Annotated in this window: 21 protein-coding genes; 6 read left to right on the top strand and 15 right to left on the bottom strand. The window is 62.3% G+C overall.

The genetic code is table 11. The features are described from left to right. Nucleotides 1-1,201 precede the first annotated feature (1,201 nt). A complete protein-coding gene (locus tag HKK54_RS05900; RefSeq protein ID WP_169386351.1) occupies nt 1,202-2,440 on the top strand; it encodes an MFS transporter in 1,239 nt (412 codons plus the stop codon). Here HKK54_RS05900 and HKK54_RS05905 read toward each other — a convergent pair. The 4 genes from HKK54_RS05905 to HKK54_RS05920 all read right to left on the bottom strand — a co-directional run bounded on the left by HKK54_RS05905 (nt 2,437) and on the right by HKK54_RS05920 (nt 6,680). Further along, nucleotides 2,437-4,620: a xanthine dehydrogenase family protein molybdopterin-binding subunit gene (locus HKK54_RS05905; RefSeq protein ID WP_169386352.1), complete on the bottom strand. Its 2,184-nt coding sequence runs from the start codon at nt 4,618-4,620 to the stop codon at nt 2,437-2,439. The genes HKK54_RS05900 and HKK54_RS05905 overlap by 4 nt on opposite strands. Further along, nucleotides 4,617-5,606 (bottom strand): FAD binding domain-containing protein, encoded by a 990-nt coding sequence (locus tag HKK54_RS05910; RefSeq protein ID WP_010174887.1) that lies wholly within the window; start codon nt 5,604-5,606, stop codon nt 4,617-4,619. Before HKK54_RS05910 ends, HKK54_RS05905 begins: the two co-directional genes overlap by 4 nt. After that, a complete protein-coding gene (locus tag HKK54_RS05915; protein ID WP_169386353.1) occupies nt 5,603-6,127 on the bottom strand; it encodes a (2Fe-2S)-binding protein in 525 nt (174 codons plus the stop codon). Before HKK54_RS05915 ends, HKK54_RS05910 begins: the two co-directional genes overlap by 4 nt. 106 nt (nt 6,128-6,233) lie before the next feature. Then, nucleotides 6,234-6,680, bottom strand: a complete 447-nt coding sequence (locus HKK54_RS05920) for a DUF4879 domain-containing protein (protein ID WP_010174882.1) — start codon at nt 6,678-6,680, stop codon at nt 6,234-6,236. 200 nt (nt 6,681-6,880) lie between these two features. Here HKK54_RS05920 and HKK54_RS05925 point away from each other — a divergent pair, with 200 nt between their 5' ends. Continuing rightward, nucleotides 6,881-8,176, top strand: a complete 1,296-nt coding sequence (locus HKK54_RS05925) for an NCS2 family permease (RefSeq protein ID WP_010174880.1) — start codon at nt 6,881-6,883, stop codon at nt 8,174-8,176. Continuing rightward, nucleotides 8,173-9,252 (top strand): tRNA (uridine(54)-C5)-methyltransferase TrmA, encoded by a 1,080-nt coding sequence (trmA, locus tag HKK54_RS05930; RefSeq protein WP_010174878.1) that lies wholly within the window; start codon nt 8,173-8,175, stop codon nt 9,250-9,252. The genes HKK54_RS05925 and trmA overlap by 4 nt, the downstream gene beginning before the upstream one ends. Before the next feature lie 58 nt (nt 9,253-9,310). On the opposite strand, the gene HKK54_RS05935 is transcribed toward trmA, so the two are convergent. From HKK54_RS05935 to HKK54_RS05975, 9 genes are all read right to left on the bottom strand, one after another. Further along, nucleotides 9,311-9,778, bottom strand: coding sequence for a DUF2442 domain-containing protein (locus tag HKK54_RS05935; RefSeq protein WP_010174876.1), 468 nt, complete (start codon nt 9,776-9,778; stop codon nt 9,311-9,313). Further along, nucleotides 9,775-10,203 (bottom strand): DUF4160 domain-containing protein, encoded by a 429-nt coding sequence (locus HKK54_RS05940; protein ID WP_169386354.1) that lies wholly within the window; start codon nt 10,201-10,203, stop codon nt 9,775-9,777. Before HKK54_RS05940 ends, HKK54_RS05935 begins: the two co-directional genes overlap by 4 nt. A gap of 134 nt (nt 10,204-10,337) precedes the next feature. Next, nucleotides 10,338-11,666 (bottom strand): TolC family outer membrane protein, encoded by a 1,329-nt coding sequence (locus HKK54_RS05945; RefSeq protein ID WP_169386355.1) that lies wholly within the window; start codon nt 11,664-11,666, stop codon nt 10,338-10,340. Beyond that, nucleotides 11,663-12,994 (bottom strand): HlyD family type I secretion periplasmic adaptor subunit, encoded by a 1,332-nt coding sequence (locus tag HKK54_RS05950; protein WP_169386356.1) that lies wholly within the window; start codon nt 12,992-12,994, stop codon nt 11,663-11,665. The genes HKK54_RS05945 and HKK54_RS05950 overlap by 4 nt, the downstream gene beginning before the upstream one ends. Beyond that, a complete protein-coding gene (locus HKK54_RS05955) occupies nt 12,991-14,733 on the bottom strand; it encodes a type I secretion system permease/ATPase (protein WP_169386357.1) in 1,743 nt (580 codons plus the stop codon). The genes HKK54_RS05950 and HKK54_RS05955 overlap by 4 nt, the downstream gene beginning before the upstream one ends. Before the next feature lie 176 nt (nt 14,734-14,909). After that, a complete protein-coding gene (locus tag HKK54_RS05960; RefSeq protein ID WP_169386358.1) occupies nt 14,910-15,530 on the bottom strand; it encodes a heme acquisition protein HasA in 621 nt (206 codons plus the stop codon). 108 nt (nt 15,531-15,638) lie between these two features. Next, nucleotides 15,639-18,389 carry a TonB-dependent receptor gene (locus tag HKK54_RS05965; RefSeq protein ID WP_169386359.1) on the bottom strand — a complete coding sequence of 917 codons (2,751 nt, stop codon included), beginning with the start codon at nt 18,387-18,389 and terminating at the stop codon, nt 15,639-15,641. Nucleotides 18,390-18,523: 134 nt separating this feature from the next. After that, complete coding sequence (locus tag HKK54_RS05970) at nt 18,524-19,513, bottom strand: FecR family protein (RefSeq protein WP_010174862.1); 990 nt, start codon at nt 19,511-19,513, stop codon at nt 18,524-18,526. A 63-nt stretch (nt 19,514-19,576) separates the two neighbouring features. After that, nucleotides 19,577-20,098: an RNA polymerase sigma factor gene (locus tag HKK54_RS05975; protein ID WP_169386360.1), complete on the bottom strand. Its 522-nt coding sequence runs from the start codon at nt 20,096-20,098 to the stop codon at nt 19,577-19,579. 204 nt (nt 20,099-20,302) lie between these two features. Between HKK54_RS05975 and aroQ the strand changes: the two genes are divergently transcribed. After that, nucleotides 20,303-20,743 carry a type II 3-dehydroquinate dehydratase gene (aroQ, locus tag HKK54_RS05980; RefSeq protein WP_087693554.1) on the top strand — a complete coding sequence of 147 codons (441 nt, stop codon included), beginning with the start codon at nt 20,303-20,305 and terminating at the stop codon, nt 20,741-20,743. Continuing rightward, nucleotides 20,740-21,600: a shikimate dehydrogenase gene (locus HKK54_RS05985; protein ID WP_169386361.1), complete on the top strand. Its 861-nt coding sequence runs from the start codon at nt 20,740-20,742 to the stop codon at nt 21,598-21,600. The genes aroQ and HKK54_RS05985 overlap by 4 nt, the downstream gene beginning before the upstream one ends. 141 nt (nt 21,601-21,741) lie before the next feature. On the opposite strand, the gene HKK54_RS05990 is transcribed toward HKK54_RS05985, so the two are convergent. Both HKK54_RS05990 and quiC read right to left on the bottom strand, forming a co-directional pair. Next, the gene (locus HKK54_RS05990) at nt 21,742-22,407 is read right to left on the bottom strand and encodes a TetR/AcrR family transcriptional regulator (RefSeq protein ID WP_010174854.1); all 666 of its coding nucleotides are present in this window, start codon (nt 22,405-22,407) and stop codon (nt 21,742-21,744) included. 71 nt (nt 22,408-22,478) lie between these two features. After that, nucleotides 22,479-24,377 (bottom strand): 3-dehydroshikimate dehydratase QuiC, encoded by a 1,899-nt coding sequence (gene quiC, locus HKK54_RS05995; protein WP_169386362.1) that lies wholly within the window; start codon nt 24,375-24,377, stop codon nt 22,479-22,481. 254 nt (nt 24,378-24,631) lie between these two features. Between quiC and HKK54_RS06000 the strand changes: the two genes are divergently transcribed. Then, a complete protein-coding gene (locus HKK54_RS06000; RefSeq protein WP_010174849.1) occupies nt 24,632-25,966 on the top strand; it encodes an MFS transporter in 1,335 nt (444 codons plus the stop codon). Nucleotides 25,967-25,970: the final 4 nt, after the last annotated feature.

Genomic DNA, 25,970 nt, shown 5'->3' on the forward strand with positions numbered 1-25,970 from the left:
CCACTGCCCCCACGGATATGGAGTGTGGCGAATTTGAATTCGTTTCTTTTTTTAACCAGCCACGCAGGGATTCTGGCCTTGCGGCCGCCAGAGCAATCCCGGCGAAGGTTTTGATCTGGATCAAGCATTGCTGAAAGAGTAGTCCCATTTTCGCGAGAGCAAGGCGTGGTCTTTTGCCGCGTGACAGGTTGCCTCAGTGGTGAGGGGGCCTGCGTAAGATCAGTGGCAGCACATCTTTTGTGGCGGGGTTGGGCGGGCGTTGGGGGCATATCCGTTATTTGGGTGATGGCTGGCATTGGTTCCGCTCTTACAGCGGCTCACTTTTGAAAAGCGCAAAACTAAGCAAAACGCTCTTGCCCCACCACTCGGCACCTCGCTTAGGCTCGGTGTGCCCGCACTCCGGCATTACTACGCGGGCCGCCGCGACGGGGCGTCCCTGCCCCGTCGCGGCTAAACCGGCGTCCTGCCGGTTTACCCGCTCCGTACTACCTGCGTTCGGCCAGCGTGGTTTAACGGGGCGCCTAAGATCAAGATCAAAAGCAGATCAACAGCACAGCGGCCTACAGGCCGGCTTGAGTGGTGTGAAGCAAAGGCAACATCAAGATCAAAATCTACAGCGGGCACGGTCAAATGTGGGAGCTGGCTTGCCTGCGATAGCATCGCCTCGGTGTACCTGAAAAACCGAGGTGTCTGCATCGCAGGCAAGCCAGCTCCCACAGAAAAGCAGAGCTTCATCAGTTTCAGATTTGGTTTTCGCTTTGGCTTTGGCTTTGGCTTTTGATCTGGCTTCTACCACTCAAGCCGGCCGGTAGGCCGCTGTGCTCTTGCTTTTGATCTTGATCTGACTGCCCCAATAAGCCCGAGGCCGAACGCAGGGATTGAGGAGCGGGTAAACCGGCAGGACGCCGGTTTAGCCGCGACGGGGCAGGGACGCCCCGTCGCGGCGGCCCGCGGAGCAATGCCGGAGTGAGGGAACACCGAGCCTAGGCGAGGTGCCGACAGGCGGGGCAGAGCCCTTTGCTTACTTTGGGGCTTTTCCAAAGTGAGTCGCTGTAAGAGCGAAACCCATAGCGGCCGTTACCGAAGAAACGGATATGTACCCCCGTCAGCTGTACATATCCCCCCTCCCACCCCTCCTACGCAACTATTGGTTACAAGTTGGTGATAACCTCACTTCCCCCCACCCAGACCTGTCTCCCCGATGCCCAGAGAACCCGCGCTGCTGTTACGTCACCACCGCCCTTTCATCGCGTTCTGGCTGGCGCGGATCTTCACCGCCAGCGGCTTCCAGATGCTCACCGTGGCCATCGGCTGGAACCTCTATCAACTGACCGGCAACGTGCTGGACCTGGGTCTGGTCGGCCTGGTGGAGTTCGTACCACGGGTGCTGTTCATGCTGCACACCGGCCATGTGGCCGACCGCTACGAACGGCGCAAGGTAGCCGCCATCTGCCAGACCGTACAGGCCTTGATCGCACTGTCCCTGGCGATCGGCGGACTGACCGGCAACGTCACCCGCGAGATGATTTTTATCCTGGCGTTCCTGCTGGGCGCAGCGCGCTCGTTTGAAATGCCCACCACCCAGGCCATGCTGCCGAGCATCGTGCCGACCGCACTGTTTCCCCGCGCGGTGGCGTCGTCGCAATCGGCCCAGCAATTGGCAACCATCGTGGCGCCGGCCCTGGGCGGTTTGCTGTATGCCTTTGGCAGCGTGTGGGTATATGGCCCGACGGTAGCGCTGTACCTGATCGCCTGCGTGCTGACCCTGAACCTGCCGGCACGGCAGACGCCGTTGAACAAGGCCAAGGCGACCATGGACTCGTTGCTGGCCGGGATTCGCTTTATTCGCAGCCGGCCCGACATCCTCGGGGCGATTTCCCTGGACCTGTTTGCCGTGCTGCTGGGCGGTGCCACGGCCCTGTTGCCGGTGTTTGCCAAGGACATTCTGCTGACCGGGCCGTGGGGGCTCGGGCTGCTGCGTTCGGCACCGGCGGTCGGGGCGCTGGTGATGTCCTTGTGGCTCGCGCGGTTTGCGGTAGACCGGCATGTGGGGCGGATCATGTTTACGGCGGTTGGGGTGTTTGGCGTGGCGACCATTGCGTTCGGCCTGTCGACCTCGTTCTGGTTCTCCCTGGCGGTGCTGGTGGTATTGGGCGCAGCCGACATGATCAGCATGGTGATCCGTGCTTCGTTCGTACAGCTGGAAACCCCGGATGAAATGCGCGGCCGGGTGAGTGCGGTGAACGGGCTGTTTATCGGCGCGTCGAATCAGTTGGGCGAGTTCGAGTCAGGGATCACCGCCCACTGGTTCGGCACCGTGCCCGCCGTGGTCATGGGCGGGATAGGTACGCTGGTGGTGACCGGGGTCTGGATCAAACTGTTCCCGACCCTGGCCAACCGCGACCGCATGCATGTGCCGGCGCAAGACACCAAGGTTTAGAACACCTTGTCGAGGGTGACGGGAAAGTCCCGCACCCGCTTGCCGGTGGCGTGATACACCGCGTTGGCCACCGCCGCCGCCACCCCGACTATCCCGATCTCGCCAACACCCTTGGAACCCAGGGCGTTGACGATTTCGTCGTGTTCTTCGACAAACAGCACGTCAATCTCGCCAATATCGGCGTTTACCGGAATGTGGTACTCGGCCAGGCTGTGGTTCATGTAGCGGCCCAATTGATGATCAATCTGGGTTTCTTCATGCAACGCCATGCCAATCCCCCAGACCACCCCGCCGAGGATCTGGCTGCGGGCCATTTTCGGATTGACCACCCTCCCTGCCGCAATCGCACTGACCACCCGGCTGACCTTGATGGTGCCCAGGTCCTCATCCACCCGCACTTCGACAAACACCGCCGAATGCGTGGCTGAGGCATAGCCTTCGCGTTTCTTGTCGGGCTCGCAATCCACCTGCACTTCCAGCGCCTGCTCGCCGCTGTCCTGCACCAGTTGCGCCAGGGAGATGCGCTGGTCACCGGCATGTAACTGGCCATTTTCGAACCGCGCCGACTCGGCGTCCTTAAAAGCCGGATACGTCTTGCGCGCAATGTCCAACAGCTTGGCATTCAACGCCTCACACGCCTGCTGCACCGCGCTGCCCACCGACGACACGGTAAACGAGCCACCTTGCAACGGCGCCGTCGGCAGTGACGAATCCCCCAGCAGGAATGTGACGTCGCCTACCGGAACACCACTGGCCTGGGCGGCAATCTGGGCCATGACCGTGTAGGTGCCGGTGCCGATATCGGTGGTGGCGCTGCTGACCGTGAGTTTGCCGAGGTGGTCGATGCGCGCCTTGGCGCTGGCCTTCATTTGCAGGGCTTCCCACACGCCACCGGCCATGCCCCAACCGATCAACTGGCGGCCATCGCGCATGCTTCGCGGTTCCGGGTTGCGCTGGCTCCAGCCGAACCGTTCGGCACCTTCGCTGTAGCATTCGCGCAAAGCCTTACTGGACCAGGGCTTGTCTTCATTCTGATTGCGCTCGGCATAGTTGATCAGCCGCAACTGCACCGGGTCGATGCCCAGGGCGCAGGCCAGTTCGTCCATGGCGCACTCCAGGCCGATCACCCCAAGCGCCGCGCCGGGGGCGCGCATGTCCAACGGTGTGAACACATCCAGCGGCACCAGCTTGTAGGTCAACAGCACGTTGTCGCAGTGATAGAGCATGCCGCTCCATTCCACCACGTGTTCGCTGAAGTCCTCGAAGCGTGAGGTCTGGCCGATGGCGGTGTGCCCCAGCGCGAGCAAGCGACCATTGGCGGCAGCGCCCAGTTGCAGGCGCTGCAAGGTGCGCGGGCGGTAGCCGAAGGTGAACATCTGTTGGCGCGTGAGGGTGACGCGTACTGAGCGCTTCAACGCCAGGGACGCCATCACTGCCAACGGCAGTTGGTACTGCGGACGCAAGCCGGAACCAAACGCGCCGCCGACGAACGCGGCAAAGATCCGTACCTGGCTTTTATCCAGGCCGAAGACTTTCTGCACGTAGGCCTGGCAGTTCTGCGGGCCCTGGGTTTTGTCGTGGATATGCAGGGTGCCGTCCGGCTGGTACAGCACGGTACTGGCGTGGGGCTCCATCGGGTTATGGTGTTCGATGGGCGTGCTGTAGTGCAGATCCAGGCAGGTGGCGGCGCCGGTCCATTCGGCCTGGAAGTTGCCGCGGGGCTTGGGCGGTGTTTGCGGCGACGGGTGCGCCTGGTCTTGCAAGGCCAGCAGGTCGGTCTCGGAGGGCTCGGCGGCGTATTCGATCTCCACCAGGGAGCCGGCGTGGCGCGCCAGTTCCAGGTTATCGGCGATCACCAACGCCAGCGGCTGGCCGCTGTAGAGCACACGGTCGTTATACAGCGGGCGAAACGGCGAGCCGTCGGCGGCATCGGCGTCGGCGTAGCTGTCATCGTAGCTCGCCAGTTTCGGGCGGTTGAGGTGATCGAGCACCATGACCACACCGGGCAGCGCCAGGGCTTTGGACGCATCAATGCGAATGACGCGCCCCTTGGCAATGTTGCTCGACACCACGCTGCCGTGCAGCAGGCCATCTTCGGGAAACTCACCGGCATAACGCGCGTGCCCGGTGACCTTGAGCAGACCGTCCACCCGGTCCAACGGTTTGCCGATCGCGCTCATGACGTGGCTCCTGCAACAGCGGCATCGCTCAGGGCGCGAATGATCGCGCGGCGCGCCAGTTTGATTTTGAAGCCGTTGTGCTCCAAAGGCTCGGCGTCCAGCAGCAGGGCTTCGGCGGCGGCGCTGAAGGTTTCGCGGCTGACGGATTGGCCAATCAGCGCCGCTTCCACCGCGCGGTCGCGCCAGGGTTTGTGGGCGACGCCGCCCAGGGCCAGCCGGGCGTCGACGATCACATCGCCGTCCAATTCCAGCGCAGCCGCAACCGACACCAGCGCGAACGCATAGGACGCCCGGTCGCGGATTTTCAGGTAGTGGCTGTGGGCAGCCAGGTGGTCGGCCGGTAACTCGATCGCGATGATCAGTTCGTCGTCGGCCAACTGGTTATCCCGCTCGGGCGCGTCGCCCGGCAAGCGGTGGAAATCGGCAAACTCGATGACCCGTGCACCACCACGGCCTTGCACATGCACCCGGGCATCCAGGGCAGCCAGGGCCACGCACATGTCCGAGGGATGGGTGGCGACGCACTGGTCGCTGGCCCCGAGGATCGCGTGGATGCGGTTCAAACCGACCCGCGCCGGGCAACCACTGCCGGGCTCGCGCTTGTTGCAGGGCACGGCGGCGTCATAGAAGTAGTAGCAACGGGTGCGCTGCAACAGGTTGCCGCCGGTGCTGGCCATGTTGCGCAATTGCGGTGAGGCACCGGCGAGGATGGCCTGGGACAGCAGCGGGTAGCGCTCCTCGATCAAGGGGTGCCAGGCCAGGTCGGCGTTGCTCACCAGGGCGCCGATCATCAAGCCACCCTCAGTGGTTTCTTCAACGTCGCGAAGCGGCAGGCCGGTGATATCGATCAGGTGTTCGGGGCGGCTGATGTTTTCTTTCATCAGGTCCAGCAGGTTGGTACCACCGGCGATAAAACGCGACGCCGGGCTGACCAGGTGCACCGCCTCCTGCACGTCGGCCGGCTTGCTGTAGTGGAAGGGATTCATTGCTCACCTCCCTGCGTGCGGCACGCGGGCAAGGCTTCTTCGATGGCATCGCGGATGTTGTTGTAGGCGCCGCACCGGCACAGGTTGCCGCTCATCAGTTCCTGGATTTGCGCGGTGTCGTGGGCACGGCCTTCGCGGGCCAGGCCCACCGCCGAGCAAATCTGCCCCGGGGTGCAGTAGCCGCACTGGAAGGCGTCGTGCTTGATAAAGGCCTGCTGCATCGGGTGCAGGTCTTCGCCCGAGGCCAGGCCTTCAATGGTGGTCAACTCGGCGCCGTCGCACATCACCGCCAGGGTCAGGCAGGCGTTCACCCGCTTACCGTTGAGCAACACCGTGCAGGCGCCGCACTGGCCGTGGTCGCAGCCCTTCTTGGTGCCGGTCAGGTCCAGTTGCTCGCGCAGCAGGTCCAACAGGGTGGTCCAGGGCAACACATCCAGTTGGATATCTCGGCGATTGAGTGTCAGGTGTATCGGGTGACTGACGAACGGCTTGGCCGCCGCGCCGTTGGGGGTCGCGCTCATAAACACCTCACGGATTGGTGTGCAATCGCGGCGTTCAGGGAAGTCGCCGTCTTAGCGGTACGACTTCCCGGGGTTATGAGCGTTCAAGGCAATTGATGGGTGGTGATCAGCGAATGCTGAGGGTGGTGACCAGTTGGTTGCGCGGCGGGTTGATCGAGGTGTTGCTGTACTGGAACGTGCCGCCGGCTTCGATATCCAGCTGGAACGTATAGATGTAGCCCATCAACGTGCCGGCGCCGCTGCACGCCTGGCTGATGGCGCCGACCTGGCAGATGGCGGTGCTGCTGCCGGACACCGGCGCGCCATCGAAAAACGCCTGGGAGCTGTTGCCCAGGCCGACTTCCATCACATACACGAAGGTTTGCCCGCGGTGCGTGCACATCTGGGTGCTGGCCGCCCGCTCTGGGATGGTTTCAGTGCAATTGGCCGACTGCACCTTGAACACCCGCACCTCGCTCAACGCCGGTGCAGGCGCGCCCCACGCCGGTGCTGCGCCGAGCCACAGGCCGATACAACCGAACAGAGCTAGACTCCAGGCGCTGGCTTTTTTCATGCTGTCGATGACCCTGTAATAAACGTCGGCGCAGTATGCCTCAAGGCCATGATCAAGCCTATGCGCCACTGGCCCTCGGCTGCTGGTATGATGCGCCGCTTTTTCCGATCCTCTCTGGAACCACAGGCGCTTGGCGCAGTTTGTGCTTTGACTTAGAGGTCAACAAATAACGACGCAAAATAGCGTCACAGGGAGCAGGCATGCTGGAAAAGCTGTTTCAACTCAAGGCACACAATACGAATGTGCGCACCGAGATTCTCGCGGGCGTCACCACCTTCCTGGCCATGGCCTACATCCTGTTCGTCAACCCGAGCATTCTCGGCGAGACCGGCATGGACAAGGGTGCGGTCTTTGTCGCGACTTGCCTGGCAGCCGCCATCGGCTCCACCGTGATGGGCCTGATCGCCAACTACCCGATTGCCCTGGCACCGGGCATGGGCCTCAACGCGTTCTTCACCTACACCGTCGTCCTGCACATGGGCCACACCTGGCAAGTGGCGCTGGGTGCGGTGTTCATCTCGGCGGTGCTGTTCTTCCTGCTGTCGATCTTCCGCATCCGTGAATGGATCATCAACAGCATCCCGTTGCCGCTGCGTTCGGCGATTGCGGCGGGCATCGGCCTGTTCCTTGCGCTGATCGCCCTGCATAACGCCGGCATCGTGGTCAGCAACCCGGCCACCATGGTGGGCCTGGGCGACCTGAAACAACCGGCACCGATCCTCGCCACCCTCGGCTTCGCGCTGATCGTGGCGCTGGAAGCCCTGAAAGTGCGCGGCGCGGTGTTGATCGGCATCCTGGTGGTGACCATCGTCTCCATCGTGCTCGGTTTCACCCCGTTCGGCGGCGTGATGTCGATGCCGCCTTCGCTGGCCCCGACCTTCCTGCAACTGGACATCAAAGGCGCCCTGGACATCGGCCTGGTGAGCGTGATCTTCGCCTTCCTGTTCGTCGACCTGTTCGACAACTCCGGCACCCTGATCGGCGTCGCCAAGCGCGCAGGCCTGATGGGCAAGGACGGCCACATGCCGAAAATGGGCCGTGCGCTGATCGCCGACAGTACTGCGGCCATGGCCGGCTCTCTGCTGGGCACCTCGACCACCACCAGCTACATCGAATCGGCGGCGGGCGTGAGCGCCGGTGGCCGTACCGGTTTGACCGCCGTCGTGGTCGCCATCCTGTTCCTGCTGGCGCTGTTCTTCTCGCCACTGGCGGCCAGCGTACCGGCCTTCGCCACCGCGCCGGCGCTGCTGTTCGTCGCCGTATTGATGACCTCGGGCCTGGCCGAAATCGACTGGGACGACATCACTGTCGCCGCGCCGGTGGTGATCACCGCCCTGGCGATGCCATTCACTTATTCCATCGCCAACGGCATTGCCTTCGGTTTCATCGCCTGGACCGCCATCAAGCTGCTTTCGGGTCGCTACCGTGAGCTGAACCCGGCGCTGGTGATCCTGTCGATTCTGTTTGTGATCAAGCTGGGCTGGTTCAACGCATGACTTTTGACGCCGCAAGCTACACCGCTCAACTGCAAGACAAGGTCACGCGCTTGCGTGACCTGCTGGCGCCGTTCGACGCGCCAGAGCCGCAGGTTTTCGACTCGCCCTTGCAGAACTTCCGCCTGCGGGCGGAGTTCCGCCTGTGGCGTGAAGGGGGTGAACGTCACTACGCGATGTTTTCCCAGGACGACAAGCGCACGCCGATCCTCATTGAAGAATTCCCGATTGCCAGCCTGCGCATCAACCAGTTGATGCCGCAGCTCAAGGCCGCCTGGCAAGCCAGCGCCGCCCTGAGCCACAAGCTGTTCCAGGTGGAGTTCCTCACCACCCTGGCCGGCGACGCGATGATCACCCTGTGCTATCACCGCCCGCTGGACGAGCATTGGCACACCGCCGCGAACAAGCTGGCGGCTGATTTGAACGTGAGCATCATCGGCCGCTCCAAGGGCAAGCGTGACGTGATCGGCCGCGATTACGTGGTCGAGAAACTCGATGTCGGCGGTCGCACCTTCAGCTATCGCCAGCCGGAAGGCGCGTTCACCCAGCCCAACGGCACGGTGAACCAGAAGATGCTCAACTGGGCATTCGAAGCCCTGGGCGATCGCAGTGATGACCTGCTGGAGCTGTACTGCGGCAACGGCAACTTCACCCTGCCCCTGGCCACCCGCGTACGCAAAGTGCTCGCTACCGAAATCAGCAAGACCTCGGTCAACGCGGCCCTGAGCAACCTCGATGAAAACGCGGTGGATAACGTCACCCTGGTGCGCTTGTCTGCCGAGGAACTGACCGAAGCCTTGAACGAAGTGCGGCCGTTCCGGCGCCTGCACGGCATCGACCTCAAGAGCTACGAGTTCGGCAGCGTGTTCGTCGACCCGCCGCGTGCCGGCATGGACCCGGACACCTGCGAGCTGACCCGACGCTTCGAGAACATCCTGTACATCTCCTGCAACCCGGAGACGTTGGCGGCGAACATTGCGCAACTGCATGACACACACCGGATTACCCAGTGCGCGATGTTTGACCAGTTCCCGTGGACGCACCACATGGAATCGGGTGTGTTGCTGACTCGGCGGTAAGTCCCCAAGACACCGAAAATATCCCATGTGGGAGCTGGCCGGCTCTCACATGGGATCCTCATGTATCAGTGGAATCACCGTCCTCCAGCACCTCCTTGCGTGGCCGGCCGCCCTTCTTGCCATTGGCTCGGGCGGCCGCGGATTTGGCGGCGCTGCTCTTGCGACCGTTGCTGGAGGCGACCAGGCTTGTAGCCAGGGCCATTAACGGCTGGCTGGTGGCGATAAGGCCCGTGATGGAGACATCCAGGTCCTGACCCTCACAGCAAAGCGCCTTTCCGCCAAAACCCACCTCCAACTGCTGGAAATCCTGCAAGGTAAACCCTTTGAACTCCGGCAGCCCCGCCACCGGCAACAGGATCCGACTGCCGTCGCTGAAGCCAATGGAAATGCTGTCATTCTCATACCGCACGTTGCTGGCGTTGGCGTACAAACGCTTCGACCTGCGTCCCCGGTCGATGGCCTTATCGATATCGGCCTCGGTAATCGGTACATACGGTAGAACCTTGGCCTTTACGATTTTTTTCATAAATCGATCTCCACAAAACCCGGTGCCCTGACCAGATTCAAAATTGTTTTCTGCCCCACGACATCGTGCCGGGCACGTGCGATCACATAGACACCGCGCTGAATGATCAACCCAGGCAACACCTCGCTGGCTTCCCAATCCCAGGAGTGATTCTCCAGACAAACCGTTTGCAGTTTTTCCCACCAGATCCGGCGTGCCCGCGCCAGGTAATGCGGTTGCATCAAGGTGTAGCGAATTCCTTCAAGAATCGACATCGATGGCCGGCGCCGTTCGGGGTCTACGTCCCACAACGCCACATGCCCATCCAGAAAGCTGAAACGAAACCGCGCATCCCATTCCTTGCCCGCCATATGCACATGAGGCGGGCAATGCTCATCCCTGAGAAACACCGCAATCACACATCCTTTGTAAGTGCCTACTTTCATCGTAACCCATCCGTTAGGTTATTTTCCGTCAGGTAACACTTTTCCTCATGCACCCGACAACCGGCTCCATGCCCCGAAGCTGTTTCACAGATTAGTAACCACGAACAACCCGTCGAATGCCGGGTTGTAACCACTCATGCCGATGGCTGGAAATACCCCGCCAACGCCCGCAGGTCCTGCTCGTTCAGCAACCCGGCGAAATACTTCAGCTGTATCCGCGCCAGCAGGTACGCATGCCGTGCATCCGCCAGGTCGCGGCGGGCCGAGAACAGTTGCTGCTCGGCGTCCAGCACGTCGAGGTTGACGCGCTCACCGCCGGCCACACTTTTTTTGGTCGCCGTCACCAAGGCCGTGGCCGAGCTGACCGCCATTTCATACGCCCGCACTTTGGCCGCGCCGCTGGTGTTGAGGTTGAATTGCTTGCGCAGTTCGATCAGCGTTCTGGCGGTTTGCGCGTCCAGTTCGTATTGGGCCTGGGACAGTTGATTGGCGGCCTGGCGCGTCGACGCCGACACCGAGCCACCGGCGAACAGCGGCAGGCTGACCTGGATGCCGACGCTGTTGGTATCGTACTTCTGGTTGTAGCTGCTTTCCGAATCCGAGCTGGTCTGGCGGCTGCTCGCATACAGGCTGACCTTGGGCATGTGCCCGGCGCGCTTGCGCTCCACTTCGTATTCGGCGACGTCCAGCGCGTGGTGCTGGGATTTGAGCTCCGGGTTGTTGGCCATCGCCATTTCCCGCCAGGTCTCGAAACGGTTGGGCTCCAGCGGCGGGATCTCGAACTGGCGAGTCAGCGGCGCCAACTCGTCTATCTGCAACGGCTGGCCCACAATCGCTTCCAGCTCGCGCAAGGCTGCGTCCTGGGTGTCCAGGGATTCGATCTCTTCGGCCTGGGCCAAGCTCAGGCGTGCCTGGGTTTCCAGCACATCGGTGCGGGTGCCCTCGCCGCCCTTGAGCAGCCGTTCATTGAGTTGCAGGCGCTCGGCGTACGCGCGTTTCTGGGCGCGGCTCAGCTCGATCCGCTCCTGGGCCAGCAACGCCTGGCTGTAGGCGCTCAACACCCGCACGGCCAGTTCCTGGCTTTTGCCGCGAAAGCGTTCATCGGCAAACAGCGCCTGCGCTGCACCCTGGCGATAGCGCGCATAGGCTTCGTAATCGAGCAGCGGTTGTTGCAGGGTCAGGGTCGAGGCATAGCTGCGGTAATCGCGGTCGCTGGTGACGTTGCCCACCGCCGTCGACTGGGTAACTTCGGATTCATTGCGCGAGTTGTTGTAGCTCCAGGACAGGTTCGGCAACAGCCCGGCGCGGCCGATGATGCGGTTTTCCTCGCCAGCCTCGCGCTCCTGGATTGCCGCCTGAAACGTCGGGTCGTTGCGCAGGGCCAAGTCATAGGCGTCGAGCAATCCCAGCGCCTGGGCCGATCCACTGCAGGCACAACACAGACCGAATAACAGCGCCTTCATTCTTCCACCAACGCCATGTGAGTCCGATCCAGCAAGGGTTTGAACAGGTAGTTGAGCATCGAGCGCTCACCGGTTTTGACGAACGCTTCCACCGGCATGCCCGGGCGAATCTGCAAGCCGTCGAGCTGGCGCATGCCGGCTGCACTGACCTGGGCGCGCAAGGTGTAATACGGCTCATCGGTGCGCTCGTCGACCTGGCGGTCGGCCGACACCAGCGTCACTTCACCGGCAATGCGTGGGGTGGTGCTCTGGTTGAACGCCGAGAACAGCAACTCCACCGGCAAGCCCGGGTGCACCTTGTCGACCATCTGCACCGGCACCCGCGCTTCCACCAGCAGTGGTTCACCCTGGGGCACGATGTCCATCAGCGTCTGGCCGGGCTTGATCACGCCGCCTTCGGTGTACACCTCCAGCCCCACCACCACGCCAGCCGCCGGCGCGCGCACCAGGCTGTTGGCCAGTTCGAATTCGGCCGAGGCCAGCCGGTTGCGCAAGTCGTCGCTGCGGGTGCGGGTTTCGGCCAGTTGGCCGCGCAGGTCTTTCTGGAAGTCTTCGCCGAGCTGGCGGATGCGCAGGCGCAGTTCAAGGACTTGCCGTTGCAGTTGGCCGATGCGGCCGAAATCCTCGGCAATCGCACCGTCGAGCTGGGCATACAGCCGTTCATTTTCCAGCAGCCGATTGCGCGGGATGTAGCCGTCCCGCGCCAGCTCGCGCAGGCCTTGCAGCTGTTCATTCATCGCGGTGCGTTGCAGCACTTTGCTGGCCTGGGATTCCCTGGTGCCGCGCAATTGCGCTTCGGCCCCGGCGATGGTTTCCCGCAGGCCTTGCTGCTCCGTGGCCAGGGCCTGGGCGCGACTGCTGAACAGTTGCCGTTGCAGGCTCAAGGTGGCGGCGGCCTCCGGCTCGTTCAGCAGTTCGGGGCCGAAAACGATGGCCGACAAGCCTTCGCTCTCGGCACTCAAGCGCGCTTCGCTGGCCTGGGACGCAATGAACTGGCTGCGCAAAGACTGCATCTGCCCGCGCAACGGGGTTTCCTTCAGGCGGATCAATACCTGGCCGGCGCTCACCACCTCGCCATCGCGCACCTCGATCCGCTCGACGATCCCGCCCGACGGGTGCTGCACCGTCTTGCGGTGCCCCGACACCATGACCTTGCCGGACACCGCCACGCCCTTGTCCAACGGCGCCAGCGCGGCCCAGCCGAGGAACCCGGCAAACCCGCCGAGCACCAACAACCAGCCCAGGCGGGCGTATTTTTTATCGTCCAGCGCCAGCACGTTGTTCACCGGCGGCACGCTGTTGTCCGTCACAAGCACAGGTCGGCTCATGCTTTTTTTCCTTCACCGAGGCGGTAGCTCATGCTCATCGCCGACACCGGTTTGGGCGGCGCGGCCGCCGGTTTCTGCGTGGCCTCCAACACCCGCGCCGTGGGCCCGAACGCTTGCAACTGGCCGTCCCGCAGGATCAGCAATTGGTCCGTCAACGCCAGCACAGGGGTCTTGTGGGTGATCAGCACCAGCGTGCGACGCTGCGCCTTGAGCAAGGTGATGGCATGGAGCAAGGCCTGCTCGCCGGCCTCATCGAGATTGGAATTGGGCTCATCCAGTACGATCAGCGCAGGCAAGCCGTACAGCGCCCGCGCCAGCGCCACACGTTGCTTCTGCCCGCCGGACAACCCGGCACCGCCCTCCCCCAGTTGGGTGTCGTAGCCTTGGGGCAACTGCAGGATCAGTTGATGCACGCCGGCCATCTGCGCGGCAGCGAGCACCTTGTCCGAATCCACGGTGTCGAAACGCGCGATGTTGTCGGCAATGCTGCCGGCGAACAGCTGGATGTCCTGGGGCAGATACCCAATGTGCGGGCCGAGTTGCTGCTTGTCCCATTGCGCCAGGTCCGCGCCGTCCAGCCGAACCTTGCCGGCCATCGGCGTCCAGGCCCCCACCAGCAACCGCGCCAGGGTCGACTTGCCGCAACCGGAAGGACCGATCACGCCCAGCACGTCACCGGCAGGCAGGCTGAACCCGAGGTTGGCCAACGCGGGCCGACGACTGCCGGGCGCACACGCGCTTACCTGCTCGACCGTCAACTGGCCGCTGGGCACCGGCAAGCTCATGCGCTCGGTGCGCGCCGGGTTGGCCGCCAGCATCAGGGTCAAACGCTCATAGGCCAGGCGCGCCGAACTCCACTGTTTCCAAACGCCGATCAGTTGGTCGATAGGGCTCAGTACCCGCCCCATCAGGATCGAGCCGGCGATCATCATGCCCGGCGTAATCGCCCCCTGCACCGCCAGCAATGCGCCCAAACCGAGGACCAATGACTGCAACGCCAGGCGTACGCCCTTGGACCAGGCACTGATGGCGGCGGTCTTTTCACTGGCCAGGTTCTGCGCCGCCAGAAACGCCTGGTGCTGGGCAAACCAGCGCGCACGCAGGGTTGCCAGCATGCCCATGGCTTCGATGGCTTCGGCATTTCGCAGGTTGGCCGTGGCCTGCTGGCTGGCGCTGATCGACAGCTGATTGGCCTGGGTCAACGGTGCCTGGCAGATGTGCTGGTTGGCCCACGCCAGCGCCATCAGCATCAGCGCACCGGCCAGCGCCAGGACGCCGAGCCAGGGGTGGAACAGGAAGATCACCAGCAAGTACACCGGAAACCACGGCGCATCAAAAAATGCGAACAGCGCCTGGCCGGTGGCGAACTGGCGCAAGGTCGTCAGGTCGCTCAACGCCTGCCCTGCCGCCTGGGTGCTGCCCTTGAGTTGCGCCTCGAACGCGGCGTCGTACACCCGCTGGTTCAGGCGCATGTCCATCTGTGTACCGAGGCGGATCACCACCTGGCTGCGCACCCACTCCAGCGCGCCCATCAAGCCGAACAAGCCAAGGATCATCAGCGTCAGCATCAACAGGGTCATCGGGTTGCCGGAGGCCAGCACCCGGTCGTAGACCTGCAACATGTACAGCGCCGGGGCCAGCATCAACAGGTTGATCACTGCCGAAAACAGGCCAATGTTGAGGAAGCCACTTTTATAGGCCGTGAGAGCGGCCAGGGTTTCGTTGCCGGCATGGCGCATCGAGGGATTCTCATGGGGGAAATCGGGAAGCGCCGCCCGCGTTTGACACGCCGCGCGCCGCTCCGCAGAATTTGTCACCGCCGTCGCCCTGGCCTTCGAAACTCACGGCGACGACGGGGTTTACGCAGCGAATGGGAGAGTGATCTTCCATTCGCTTTTTTCATTGCGCAGCAAAGTCAGGCAGCGAGTGCCCAGTCCTGTGCAACGTCCTGCACGCCTACCAGGGCGACGTCGGTGGTGGTTGCCGTAGCGTGTGCTGCCAGGCCGGCCGAGATCTCGTCGAACGTGTTGGCGGTGGACAGGCCGAAGTCGTCCAGCAGGTTGTTGAGCACGATTTCCAGTGCCGAGGTGTTGCCTTGCATCAGGCTGTAGATCACGTTCTGAACGTCGTTGCCGACGCGGCCTGCACCTTGTGCCGCGCTCAGGTCGAGGCCGTTGAACGCCACTTTGAACGCATCGAGGGTGAAGTCGCTGCCATTGCCGCCGCCCAGGCCGGTGCCCAGTTGAACGTTATCCAGGTTGCCCCACAGGTAGTGGTTTTCGTTGTGGCTGGCTGGCAGCGCCGGGTTGAATACGTAGTGCAGGCCGTTGCTGGTGTTGCTGTCGGCAATGAAGGCGTAGTCGGAATTGTTGGCGCCGTGGGTCGAATACTGGTCGCCGCTCAGGGAGCCGTTGCTGAAGCCGCCGGTGTTGCTGCTGCCGTGACCCGCAGTGTTGAACCCCAGTGCCCAGTCGGTCAGGTAGTCCGAGACGGAGTAAGCACCGAGCGCAGCTTCGTAACTAACAGAAATAGTCATCACTTAACCTCGTTATAAACAACACGATTGATCAGCACGCTCATACAGCGCACTTTTTGCCCACCCTTGGGCAAAACCGTTGGTTGATAAAGTGCCGTGGCACCTTGATCAGAACTTGTATTCGAGCATCCCGCTCAACGTTCGCCCGCGCGCCAGGCTCAGGTTATTGGCATCCCCCATGGCGACGAAGTAGGCCTCATCGGTGGCGTTTTCCAGCGCCAGGGCGATGTTCAATTGGTCGGTCATCCAGTAGCTGGCGTACAGGTCATAGAGGGTGTACTGGGGCCAGAGCGCCTGGTCGATGAAGTCATAACCTTGTGAGTCGAGGTTCTCGCCATTGCCTGAGCTGTAGCGCACGCGGACGCCCATATCGAGTCGCTTTTCCAGGAAGCGCGCGCCCAGGGTCAGCGAGCCGCGATCAGCCGGCATATAGGTGGCGTTGCCCATGATCCGGCCACAGCTTTCCTTGTTGTTGGCAACATCGTCGTCCAGCACCTCATACGTGGTCACCGGGCGCAGGCCGATCGTGCCGTTCGGCCGGGTGTAGCGTTCATAGCGTGTGGTGGACGGCCCGTTCTTCTTCGCCCCGCCCATGTAATAGTTCTTCGAGCAGAACTCGTTGCTGCCGATCATGTGGGTGTAACTAAGGTTGGCGTACGCCCGCCCCATGTCGTAGTTGAGTTGGTACTCCACCCCCCGAAAGCGCGTGGGGTTGGTGTTATTGACGTACGCCATCGTGCCGAGAAAACCGCCGACGGAGGTCTCCGGCAAACTGACGCTGTGATTGAGGAAAGAGAAGTTCTCGATCCGGGTATCGAAGTAAGCCACCTTCATGCCCAGGCGGTCGTCACCGAACAGCAGCCCCTCTTTGAATACGTTCACGCCCACTTCCCAGTCCCGCGACTCTTCGGGTTTCAGGAACGGGTTGGGAAACACCCGCTCTGATGAGCTGCCACCGTGAGGACGCCCGGTCATAAAGGTTTCCGTCACCGCCGGCGGGCGCCAGCCCTTGCCCCAGCGGGCGTAGAGTTGCATCCAGTCCAGCCCCGGCTTTATGCCGATACCGAACGTGGGAGAGAACTGGCCCTCTTCTCTATCAATGTCGAAAACCTCCTCGACACGCTTGGCACCTACCGTGCTGCTGTAGAACCGATCGCGCCGGTACAGCGTCATCCCGGTGACCCCTTCCAGCCGATAGCGGTCGTACCGCAAGCCCGCCTCCAGCGTCAGCCAGTCGCCATATTCGTACTGCAGGTTGTTGAACAGGCTGGCGATGGTGCGTTTGCCACCGGGCGTCCCGCCTTCAACGTAAGGCAACAGGCCGGAAAGGTTGGTGGCCTCGACCTTGTTGGTACTGGGCTTGAACTTGTCTTGATACACCTCCACGCCGTAGTTCCAGCTCACATGACCCAGCGCATCGAAGTCGAACCGCGACGTGTTGTCGCCCTGTACACCCCAGGTATCGGTCTGAAAATGATCCGTGTAGCCCGCCACATAGTTGCCGGAGGTCAGTGTCGCGGCGTTGGGCGCATTGTCCCGGTCCATCTGTGTGGTGACGTAGTAGACCTTGGCTTTGAAATCGATCAGCGGGTTATCCGGCGTGTAGCGATAATCCAGCCCGACGTTCTTGGCATTGAGGTTGTTCTTGCTGACGCGCTGGTAGTACACGCTCTGGTTATCCGGGGCGGTGTAGGCCCACGCGTCATTGCTGTCGCTGTCACTTTCCAGGTAGCTCAGTTGCACCCGTTGGTCATTGGGCAGGTTCAGGCCGAACTTGACGATTTGGGAGCGGGTGACGCTGCCGGTGTCACCGACCTCACTGTTCAGCCAATCGTCGAAGGCCGCAGGCTGGGAGTCGCGAGCGCGCAAATGAGTGCCCAGTTTCTGGTCGTTGTGGGTACCGGCGCGGTAGTCGCCAAAATGCCGTTCGCTGTACCCCAGCAGCACGTCGCCGCGCTCGTCGCCAAAGGCAAACACACCGCTGCCGTTGAAATAGGTGCCGTTACCCAGTTCACCAATCCCGCTACCGGCACGCAAACGCCCGCCATAATCCTTGCCATCGGCCAGGAACTCACTGGCCTCCAGGGTCTTGAAGGATGCAATCCCGCCCAACACGGCAGCACCGCCCTGCCCGGACTGGCTGCCCTTGTCGATTTCGATGCTGGAGATGAACTCCGGGTCGATCAACATCGTGCCGTTGCGCTGCTGGTGGCCGTTGACGTTGAAGTTCTGGCGCATGCCGTCGATGTTCATGTTGACCCGGCCGTAGTCCTGCACGCCGCGGATGTTCACCGACAGGCCCGGGTCACGCTGGTTGACGGCGGTGTACACGCCGGCGGTTTCTTCGAGCATGTCGGCGGCGTGGCGCGGCGGGCGTTTGTCGATCTGCTCGCGACTGATCACGGCCACCGAGCGCGGTGTGTCGTATACCCAGTCGCTTGGCTTGCCGTTGGTGTTGCCGGTGATGGTGGTGGTGCCCACGGTCAGCGCACCGTCATGGTCGGCGCTGACGCGCGTCAGCGTCACCTGCCGGTCCCCGGTAAAGCGGTATTCCACCGGTGCACTGCCCACCAATCGGCCGAGGCCTTCCTGGGCGCTGTAACGGCCCTTGAGCGCGGTGCTGGTGAGGCCTTGCAGGCGCGCGCTGTCGAAGAGCACTTGCAACCCGGCCTGGTCGGCGAACGTCAGTACGGCAAGGCCCAAGGGTTGCGCCGCAATATCAAACGTCAATGTGACAGGCTGTGACTCACCGACTGGCGCCTCGGCGGCCTGCACCTGGCAGGCGGAGGCGAACAGCCCCAGGTGGATGGCAAGGGCCAACCGGCTACCGGTGTTGCGCCCCTTGGTGATTGCAGACATCGACGTTATCCCTTCGCTGACCATTCTTGTTTATGCGAATACTTCTCACTTAACAGGACGTGTCAGGCGTCGGAACTCAGTAAGGTTTTTTTGAAAGTTTTTCCGAAGGGCGTAAACGGGGCCCGGCGACCCCATCAATAGATCAGGCTCAGCCCCGCCAGATCAAAGCGCTGCACCTGTAATTCTTCGGTCAGGGTGCCGAGGGCCGTGTCGAGCATATCGAGACGGAACACGCCGCTGACTTCACGGGTGCCGAGGTCGGCATTAGTCAGCACCACCTTGCCCGGCCGGTAGCGGTTGAGCTGCTCGATGACCTTGGCCAGCGGCAAGCGATCGAAGATCAACACACCGCGACGCCAACTGGTGGCGCGCTCCAGGTCGAGGTCGTCGAGGGCGACCACGCCGTTCTCGGGGCTGTAGCGCGCAGCCTGGCCTTCCTTGAGCACGGTTTCTTTCTGCGGCACCGCTTGCAGCGTGACGGCCACACTGTGTTGCAACACTCCGACCCAAGCCTGCCGGTCGTCCTCACGCTCGACCACAAACCGCGTGCCCAGGGCGCGGGTTTGCCCGCTGGCGCTCTGCACCACGAACGGCCTTTTTTCCTCACCGGCCATGGGCGCCACATCAAAGATCGCCGAGCCTTTGATCAGGCTGATGCGCCGCTGCACACCGTCAAAATCCAGCTTGATCGCACTCGCAGAATCCAGTTGCACGCTGCTGCCGTCCGCCAGGTGCACGGTGCGCACCTCGCCTTTTTGGGTGAGGTAATCGGCCTGCATCTGCAGCAGCGCCTCAGGCCCGCGCACCCAGCCGACGCCGGCCACCACCAGCAACAGCGCAACACTCGCCGCCATGCGCCACGGCCTGCGCCGACGAGAGCCGCGCACCGGCGCCGCGGTGGCGGGCGGCCGCTGGCGATGCACCGTCTCATCACGATGCACCTCGCCCAGCGCCGCCCACGTCTGCTCGGCAAACCGCAGCGCCGCTTCATGGCGGCTGTCCCTGGCGATCCATTGGCGCAACTCGGCCTGCTCCTGATCGGTCAGGGCGCCGGCGTGCAGGCGCACCGCCCAATCGGCAGCCGCCTCGGTAATGCTGTGCTGTTGCGGACCCGGGCTATTCACGTGTGAATCTCGAATTTTTCGTTATATAACGCTGTGACGTCTGACCCCAGGTTTGTCGGTAATTCATTCGTCGGACGGCCCCGCCTCACCTTCCTGCAAACGCTGCATGACATACGCCAGCGCCTTGGCCAGGTGCTTTTGCACTGAGCTGTCGGAAATGCCCAGGTGGCGCGCGACCTGGGCATGGGTCATGCCCTCGATCCGGTTGAGGCGAAAAATCTGCCGGGTACGCTCCGGCAATTCCGCCAGTGCCTGCTTCAATGCCTGCCGCTGTTGCTGCGCCATCGCCTGAGCCTCCAACCCGGCCATTTCATCTTCAATCTCGGCCAGCGCCTCATGGGGCACGGAGTCGGTCTTGCGCCGCGCCTCCTGGCGAATATGGTCGATCAGCAGATTACCGGCCTTGCGATAGAGATAGCCCTGGGAGTTGTCGATGCGCTCGCCGGCCGGCTTTTGCGCCAGGCGCAGGAAGCTCTCCTGCACCAGGTCTGCGGCCAACTGCGGGTCCCGTACCTTGCGCGCGAGATACCCGCGCAGGGTATCGGCGTGCTTGAGAAACAGGCCTTTGAGATCCACGTCCGACAAACCGACTCCCTGGAATGTAGAGGAAACAGGCGGGCATCTTAAGCGTTGTCGAGAATGATTTTCAATTGATATCAGCTCTGATCTGCACAATGGCGGTTTTCATTCTGCGTTCGGTAATCGAACGGTTCCCACCCCGGCGATTGACCAAATTAACCATTCAGTACATTTTATCCGCAGACATAAAAACAACAGTGGAGATCCCTCATGCCCCCTATCGTGCTGGTGCTCAACGGCCCCAATCTCAACCTGCTCGGCACCCGCGAGCCCGCCACTTATGGCCATGAAACCCTGGCCGACCTTGCCGCCCTTTGTGGCCGCAGCGCCGAGCAACTGGGACTGAAAGTCGAATTTCGCCAGACCAATCACGAAGGCGAATTGCTGGACTGGATCCACGGCGCCCGCGCCCGTTGCGCCGGGATTGTGATCAACCCGGCAGCCTGGACCCACACCTCGGTAGCGATCCGCGACGCGCTGGTGGCCAGTGAAGTACCGGTGATCGAAGTGCATTTGTCCAACGTGCATGCCCGGGAAGCGTTCCGTCATCACTCCTTTGTGTCGCCGATTGCAAAGGCGGTACTCGCTGGCTTTGGCAGCCATGGTTATCACCTGGCCCTCGAACACTTCAGCAAGACCTTGAAGGGATGAACCCGGTGTCCAGACGTCGAATTCTCGCCGGCCTGATCGGCGCCGGCATCCAGGCCTCCCGCACGCCGGCCCTGCATGAGCACGAGGGCGATGCCCAGGGCTTGCGGTACCTGTATCGCCTGATCGACCTCGACCAGTTGCAGGTGGATACCCGCGCCCTGCCCGACCTGTTGATGGCGGCCGAGCAGATGAACTTCACTGGCTTGAACATCACCTACCCGTGCAAGCAGGCAATCCTGCCGTTGCTGGATGACCTGTCACCCGAAGCACGAGGCATCGGCGCGGTGAACACCGTGGTGTTCCGCAACGGTGAACGCATCGGCCACAACACCGACTGCCTGGGTTTTGCCGAAGGCTTTCGCCGCGGCTTGAATGACGTGGCACGCAGGCACGTGGTGCAGATGGGCGCGGGCGGTGCCGGTGCGGCAGTGGCCCATGCGCTGCTGGGCGAAGGCGTGGAACGCTTGAGTATTTTCGACATGGACGCCGAGCGCGCCCGGAGCCTGGCGGACAACCTCAACCAGCATTTCGGTGCCGGCCGGGCCCAGGCGGGCAATGACCTGGAAAGCGCCATGGCCGAGGCCGACGGCCTGGTGAACACCACACCGATGGGCATGGCCAAGCTGCCCGGCATGCCGGTGCCGCTGCACACTTTGCGCGCTGATTTGTGGGTGGCAGAGATTGTGTATTTCCCGCTGGAAACCGAATTGCTGCGCAACGCCCGCGCCCTGGGTTGCCGCACGCTGGATGGCGGCAACATGGCGGTGTTTCAGGCGGTGAAGGCGTTTGAGTTGTTCAGCGGGGAAGTGGCGGATGCCGACCGCATGCTGGCGCACTTCCAGAGCATGAACATCTGACGGTAGAAACCGGATCAAAAGGTGGGAGCTGGCTCGCCTGCGATGCAAACAACTCGGTACTTCAGACAAACCGAGTTGATCCTATCGCGGGCAAGCCCGGCTCCCACAAAAGCCCGCTCCCACATTTGTTCAGTGTTAAATTCAGGCCTGCAGGTAGCGCAACACCGACTCGCAGATCATCGCCCGATGCCGCTGCTTGACCGCTTCGTCCGACAACTCGATCTGAAAGATCTCGCTGAAGGTGTGGCGGTTGGACACCCGGTAAAAGCTGAACGAGTTGATCAGCAAGTGCACGTCCAGCGGCTCCAGTCCTTCACGGAACAACCCCAGTTCGGCGCCCCGGCGCAACGTGGTGCCGAGGGCTTCGAGGATGTTGCTGTTCATCGCCTTGATCGATGTCGACTGCTTTACATACTCGGCGTTGTGGATGTTCTCGATGCTCACAATCCGCACAAAATCCACGTTCTGATCGTGGTGATCAAAGGTGAATTCCACCAGCCGACGGATCGCTTCCCGGGGCTCCAGGGCCGTCAGGTTCATCCGGGTTTCGGTGTTGCGAATGTCGCCGTAGAGCTTCTCCAGCACCTCGACGTAGAGCTGCTCCTTGCTGCCGAAGTAGTAATAAATCATGCGCTTGGAGGTCTGGATACGCTCCGCGATCGCGTCCACCCGGGCGCCGGAAAGGCCCTGGGTGACAAACTCGACGATGGCTTCCTGGAGGATGTTCTCGCGGGTCTTTTCCGGGTTGTTCTTGCGACTCTTGCGCGGCGCGGCGGCCGCGGCGGGAAGCTCGGAAGTCAGGGTCATGGTGCGCTCACGGCCTTAGGTGCAGGCGGTGATTATGGGCCGCCGCGCACGCCGAAGGAAGCGCCGGCACCTTACAGCCTGGCCTGGCGCGCCGCACCGCTGCGGGACTTGGCCATGGCCGCCAGGCGCACCGCCACGTTGGCCGCGCCGTAACCGGCGTAACCGTTCTTGCGCTGGATGATCTCGAAGAAAAACCGGCCTTCGAACGGCTCGGTGTACACGTGAAACAGCTCACCGCCCTGGGCGTCGCGGTCGTACAGCACGTTGTAGTACGCGAGCTGGCTGAGGAACTCGTCATCGAAGTCAAACCGCGCCGCCAGGTCATCGTAGTAGTTCAGCGGGATATCCAGCAGCGGCACGCCGGCATCCTTGGCCCGGCTGACCTCGGCGAAAATGTCCGCGCAGTCGAAGGCAATGTGGTGCACACCCGAGCCGCGATAGCTCGACAGCGCGTGGGAAATCGCGGTGTTGCGGTTCTCTGAAATATTCAGCGGCAGGCGAATCGAGCTGCAACGGCTGCGCAGTGCGCGGCTTTTCACAAGGCCGTACGGGTCGGGCAGTACCACTTCGTCATCGGCTTCGAAATCCAGCAGGCTCTTGTAGAACAGCACCCAACTGTCGAGGCTGTCGGCGGGCAACGCCATGGCCATGTGGTCGATGCGCAGCAGTCCGCCGCTGGCAGCGCTCGCCGGTTGCAGGTTGAAATCGGTGTCGTAGAGGCCACCTTCGTTCTGGTCTACCAGGTAGATCAGGCTGCCATCCGGTGCACGCACCGCCGCCAGCTCCAGCTCATTAGGGCCGACCAGGCCGCGATACGGCTGGCCCTTGTAGGCCACCGCCCGCTCCAGGGCCTTGGCGCTGTCTTTCACGCGGATCGCCGTGGCGCACAACGACGGGCCATGGGCCTCGAAAAAATTATGGGCGAAGGAATAGGGTTCACAGTTGAGGATCAGGTTGATATCACCCTGGCGCAGCAGGCTGACGCTCTTGGAGCGATGCTGCCCGGCCTTGACGAAGCCCAGGCGCTCCAGCCATGAGGTGAGCTTGGCGCCGAGGTTTTCATCCACAGCGAATTCGAGGAATTCAATGCCGTCGTATTCGCTGGCGGCGGGGGTTTGAAACAAAATCTCGGGGACCGGTTTGGCTTCCTCGGCCAGCCGCTGGCGGGTCTTCTCTTCGAGATACAGCAGCGAGCGCAGGCCGTCGGCGGCATTCGCCCGGGTCGGTGCGGCGCGGAAGCCGTCGTTGAAGATTTCCAACGACAACGGCCCGGTGTAGCCGCTCTTGACGATCGGGGCCAGGAAGCCTGCCAGGTCGAATTCGCCCTGGCCGGGGAAGCAGCGAAAATGCCGGCTCCATTCCAGTACGTCCATCGCCAGGATCGGCGCGTCGGCCATCTGCACAAAGAAAATCTTGTCGCCGGGGATCTCGGCGATGGCACTCGGGTCGCCCTTGAGGGACAGCGTGTGGAAGCTGTCGAGCAACACGCCGAGGCTCGGGTGATCGATCTTGCGCACCAGGTTCCACACCTGTTGCCAGGTGTTCACATGCCGTCCCCACGCCAGCGCTTCGTAGCCAATGCGCAGGCCACGGCGGCCGGCGTGTTCGGCCAGCAGGCTCAAATCATCCAGCAGAATGCTTTCATCGCCGACGGCATCGGCTGACGCGTTACTGCACACCAACACCAGGTCGGTGCCCAACTCCTGCATCAAATCGAACTTGCGCTCGGCCCGCTCCAGGTTGCGCGCCAGGCGGTCGCGGCGGCAGCCCTCAAAATCCCGGAACGGCTGGAACAGGGTGATGGCAATGCCGAGGTCGGCGCACATTTGCCTAACTTCACGCGGACTGCCGTCGTAATACAGCAGATCGTTTTCAAAGATTTCCACGCCATCAAACCCGGCCGCCGCGATGGCTTCGAGTTTTTCCGGCAGGGTTCCGCTCAAGGAAACGGTGGCGATGGAGCGTTGCATGGGGCGACTCCCGGCATTGAGGCATGTCTTGTTTACGGCAAATTATTGGCCGCTAAACTCATCACAGCAATTGAAATGTACGAACCGGTTAGTTTTATGGGCGATTATCGAACAGAATGGCAATCAGCGAATTGACGATTTTTTAGCCACTGCGCACCATCGACAGCACATTGAGTCCCGCTCCTGTTGAGCGGCCTCGGTTAACCAAGACCCTGAACACACCATAAAAATTTCAAAAAAACGGGTACTTCCTCATGCCTTCGCAAACTCCCGCCGTGGCCGTGCGCCACAGCAATCCCCATAGCGGCATCGGCGACAAAATCCGTGGCGCCATGGCTGTCGGTAAAACCCGCTGGGGCATGCTGGCCCTGGTGTTTTTCGCCACCACCCTGAACTACATCGACCGCGCCGCCCTTGGCGTGATGCAGCCGATCCTGGCCAAGGAAATGAGCTGGACGGCGATGGACTACGCCAACATCAACTTCTGGTTCCAGGTGGGTTACGCAATCGGCTTTGTGCTGCAAGGCCGGCTGATCGACCGGGTCGGCGTCAAGCGCGTGTTCTTCTGCGCGGTGCTGCTGTGGAGCCTGGCCACCGGCGCCCACGGCCTGGCCACCTCGGCAGTGGGCTTTATGGTGTGCCGGTTTATTCTCGGGCTCACCGAGGCCGCCAACTACCCGGCCTGCGTCAAGACCACCCGCCTGTGGTTCCCCGCCGGCGAGCGTGCGGTGGCGACCGGGATCTTCAACGCCGGCACCAACGTCGGCGCAATGATGACGCCGATGCTGCTGCCACTGATCCTCCACGTGTGGGGCTGGCAGGCCGCGTTCCTGTGCATGTCGGCACTGGGCGGCATCTGGCTGGTGTTCTGGGGTTTGAAGTACTACAACCCAGAAGACCATCCGAGCGTGAAGCAATCGGAACTGGACTACGTGCAGCAGGAAGTGGAACCGGAACAACCCCGCGTGCCGTTCAGCCGAATCCTGCGCATGCGCGGTACCTGGGCCTTCGCCCTCGCCTACTCGATGACCGCGCCGGTGTTCTGGTTCTACCTTTACTGGCTGCCGCCGTTCCTGAATCAGCAATACAACCTGGGCATCAACGTGACCCAGATGGGCATCCCGCTGATCATCATTTACCTGACGGCGGACTTCGGCAGCATTGGCGGCGGGATTCTGTCTTCGTTCCTGATTGGCCGCGGGATGAATCCGATCAAGGCGCGGCTGTTGTCGATGCTGCTGTTCGCCTGCTGCATCGTCGGCGTCATCATGGCCGCCGGTTCCAGCCAACTGTGGGTCGCGGTGTTTGCCATCTCCTTGGCCATCGGCGCGCACCAGGCCTGGACCGCCAATATCTGGAGCCTGGTGATGGACTACACGCCCAAGCACATGATGAGTACGGTGTTCGGTTTTGGCGGCATGTGCGCGGCCATCGGCGGGATGTTCATGACCCAGATCGTCGGCCATATCCTGACCGTGACCAACAACAACTACACCGTGCTGTTCACCCTGATTCCGGCGATGTACTTCATCGCGCTGGTCTGGATGTACTTCATGGCGCCACGCAAGATTCCGACCGTCGAGGTCTGAGTTT

It is taken from the genome of Pseudomonas sp. ADAK13, from assembly GCF_012935715.1.
Taxonomy (GTDB): domain Bacteria; phylum Pseudomonadota; class Gammaproteobacteria; order Pseudomonadales; family Pseudomonadaceae; genus Aquipseudomonas.